Raw genomic sequence first — 3472 nt, 5'->3', positions numbered from 1 at the left:
TCACCGGCCGGGCCGCCCCCCCGCCCCGGTCGCCGGGCCGCCCCCCGGCCGTCACGCGTTCGTCCGGCGGGCGACACCGGTGGGACACCTCCGGTCCCGGCTTCTGCCGAATCGTGGTCATATGACGCCCGGACACCGGCCGTGCGACGGACCGGTGGTGGGGGTCCACTGCCGGTCGCAGCCGTCCTCGCCCGCTTGTGATCAGGCTTGTTCTTTTGTGATCGCTGGTCTATCTTCCTGCCCATGTCCGGTGCACACAGAGTCCTCGAGGCGTGGTCGGCGGGGAACCCGCTGGTGACGCGCCTGCATGTGGACCTGTGCCACTGCAACGGCGACCTGTGTCGCGCCGTTCCGCGCGTCGGCTGCTGAGGTCCACCTCCGCCGCACCCAGCCCCCTGTCCGCGGCGCCCCGAGCAGTCGGGGCCGCCTCACGGTACGTCGCGCCGCATCTCCCCCCGGCCCGGTCACCCGCCGCTCGCTCCCGCCCCGCCGCCGAGCGCCGGCACACGCCCCCGACCGCGCCGGTTCACCCCCGTCCACGGTGCCCGGCTGCGCCCGGCTGCTCCAGGAGTCGTACCTTGCCTGCCTTGCTCAAGAGAATCCCGTTCTGGTCCCAGATACTCGGGGGACTGGTCCTCGGTGTCGTCCTCGGGCTGATCGCCCGCGACGCGGACGTCAACTGGCTCACCCAGACGCTCACCCAGATCGGCACGATCTTCGTCCAGCTGCTCAAGCTGGCGGTTCCGCCGCTGGTCTTCACGGCCGTGCTGGTCAGTGTCGCCAACCTGCGCAACGTCACCAACGCCGCCCGGCTGGCGCTGCGCACACTGATGTGGTTCTGCATCACCTCCCTGATCGCGGTGACCATCGGACTGCTGCTCGGACTGGTCACCAAGCCCGGCGACGGCGTCCACCTGACCGCCGCAGCACTGCCCGACGAGCTGCACAAGGGCAGCTGGATCGACTTCCTCACCGGCATCGTCCCCACCAACATCGTGGAGGCCTTCAGCACCCCCAACGTGCTGCAGATCGTCTTCCTCGCCGTGGTGACCGGGGCTGCGTGCCTGGCCGTCGGGCCCAAGGCCGAGCCCCTGATCGACTTCTCCAGGGTGGTGCTGGAGGTGGTGCAGAAGGCTCTGTGGTGGGTCATTCGGCTGGCGCCGCTGGGCACCCTCGGACTGATCGGCAAGTCCGTCGCCACCTATGGCTGGGACCTGCTCAAGCCGCTCGCCACCTTCACCGTCGATGTGTACGTGGGCTGCGCACTGGTGATGTTCGCCGTGTACCCGCTGCTGCTCGCGCTGGTCGGCAAGGTCAACCCGGTCAACTACTTCAAGGGCGCCTGGCCGGCCATCCAGCTCGGCTTCGTCTCCCGTTCGTCGGTGGGCACCATGCCGGTGACCCAGCGGGTGACCCAGCGGCTCGGCGTGCCGCGCGACTACGCGTCGTTCGCGGTGCCCTTCGGCGCCACCACCAAGATGGACGGGTGCGCCGCGGTGTATCCGGCGCTGGCCGCGATCTTCGTGGCGGAGGTCTACCACGTGCACCTGGGGATCGGCGACTACCTGCTGATCGCCTTCGTCTCGGTGATCGGATCGGCCGCGACGGCCGGCCTCACCGGCGCCATCGTGATGCTGACGCTGACCCTCAGCACCGTCGGCCTCCCGCTCGAAGGCGTCGGGCTGCTGCTCGCGATCGATCCGATCCTGGACATGATGCGCACCGCGACCAATGTCGCCGGCCAGGTGCTGACGCCCGTTCTGGTCGCCTCACGCGAGAAGATCCTGGACCTGGACGCCTTCAACAACCCGCGTGACCTGGAGGACGCCGTCGCGGAGCCGGCCACCTCCGCCGCGGACGTGCCCGCGGAGGATTCCCGGGTGCTGGCCGACGCCTGACCCCGGCTCGGCACCCCCGCGAAGCGGCCCCCGGACTCCCGTGGTGGAGGCCGGGGGCCGCCCGTATGCCCGCCCCGGCGTCCACCGCGCCGCTGCACCCCCGCACTGCTGCACCCCCGCACCGCTACACCGCCGTGAAGCCGCCGTCGACGGTGAGCGTGGCGCCGTGTACCTGGGAGGCCTCGTCGCTCGCCAGGAACACCACGGCGGCGGCAACCTCCGCCGGGGTGCCGGCGCGGCGGGAGGGCGTCCGCGCGATGATCGGGGCCAGGTGCTCCTCCATCGCCGCCACCTTCTCGGTCAGGGTGGGGCCGGGGGCGACGGTGTTGACCCGGACGCCGTACGGACCGTACTCGGCGGCCCATGAGGCGGTGAGCGAGTGCACGGCCGCCTTGGTCATGCTGTAGAGCGCCGAGTGCGCCGTGCCCCGCAGGCCGCTGATGGACCCCAGGTTGACCACGGCGCCCCGGCCGCGCTCGGCCATGGGCGGCGCCAGCAGGCCGGTGAGGAGGAAGAGCGACCGCACGCTCACGGCCAGCGCCTCGTCGACGGTCTCCTGGGTGACCTCGGCGGTGGGGGTGGGGGCGAGCAGCAGCGCCGCGTTGTTGACCAGTACGTCGATCCGGCCGCCGGCCGCGGCGATCGCATCGGTGGCGAGGCGGCCGATGACGTCGGCGCCCGCGGAGAGGTCCGCCCTGACGAAGGCCGCCGCGCCGCCGTCCTTCTCGATGCGCCGTACCACCTCCTCGCCGCGGCGCCCGTCGCGTCCGCTGACGACGACGAACGCGCCCTCGGCGGCCAGGGCCGCCGCGATGGCGGCTCCGAGGCCCGAGGTGGAACCGGTGACCAGGGCCGTCCGCCCGGTGAGTCGCTGGGTCATGATGCCGTGCCTTCCTGTGCTGAACCGGCTTGGTACGGCAAAGCTGCCACCCAAAAAATGGACCGGCAAGTCCAGAAAAGTGGCAGAATGGCGGCATGGCACCACGACTGACCGCCAAGGGCGCCGCCACCCGGCAGCGCATCGTCGAAGGAGCCGCCGAGGAGATCCGCGAACGCGGGGCGACCGAGACGACCCTGGACGACATCCGCGCCCGCACGGCCACCAGCAAGAGCCAGCTCTTCCACTACTTCCCCGGCGGCAAGGAGGAACTGCTGCTCGCCGTGGCCCGGCACGAGGCCGGCCGTGTCCTGTCCGACCAGCAGCCCCACCTCGGCCGGCTCACCTCCTGGCAGGCCTGGCACGACTGGCGGGACGCGGTCGTCGACCGCTACCGCAGGCAGGGGCAGCACTGCCCGCTCGGCACACTCACCTCCCAGCTGAGCCGTGCCACGCCCGGCGCGCAGGCGGTCACCACGGAGCTGCTCACCTCGTGGCAGGCCCAGATCGCCGCCGGCATCAGGGCCATGCAGGGCCAGGGCGAGATCGCCCCCGGCCTCGACGCCGACCGGGCCGCGGCTGCCCTGCTCGCCGGCATCCAGGGCGGCGTCTCGATCCTGATGTCCACCGGTTCCCTCGCACACCTCGAAGCCGCCCTCGACCTGGGCATCGACCGGCTCCTCGCCGCGCCCGCGGC

The 3472-nt window shown here is 71.9% G+C and carries 3 protein-coding genes; 2 read left to right on the top strand and 1 reads right to left on the bottom strand.

What is annotated here, in order from left to right:
* Nucleotides 1–578: 578 nt before the first annotated feature.
* On the top strand, nt 579–1898 hold the full coding sequence (locus AOK09_RS32235; RefSeq protein ID WP_055590766.1) for a dicarboxylate/amino acid:cation symporter: 1320 nt from the start codon (nt 579–581) through the stop codon (nt 1896–1898).
* A gap of 124 nt (nt 1899–2022) precedes the next feature.
* On the opposite strand, the gene AOK09_RS32230 is transcribed toward AOK09_RS32235, so the two are convergent.
* On the bottom strand, nt 2023–2778 hold the full coding sequence (locus AOK09_RS32230; RefSeq protein WP_055590765.1) for an SDR family NAD(P)-dependent oxidoreductase: 756 nt from the start codon (nt 2776–2778) through the stop codon (nt 2023–2025).
* A gap of 95 nt (nt 2779–2873) precedes the next feature.
* Between AOK09_RS32230 and AOK09_RS32225 the strand changes: the two genes are divergently transcribed.
* On the top strand, nt 2874–3472 hold a 599-nt coding region (locus AOK09_RS32225), incomplete at its 3' end, for a TetR/AcrR family transcriptional regulator (protein WP_055590764.1).

Source organism: Peterkaempfera griseoplana, assembly GCF_001418575.1.
GTDB classification, from domain to species: Bacteria; Actinomycetota; Actinomycetes; order Streptomycetales; family Streptomycetaceae; genus Peterkaempfera; species Peterkaempfera griseoplana.
This window is presented reverse-complemented; position numbering and strand designations above follow the sequence as displayed.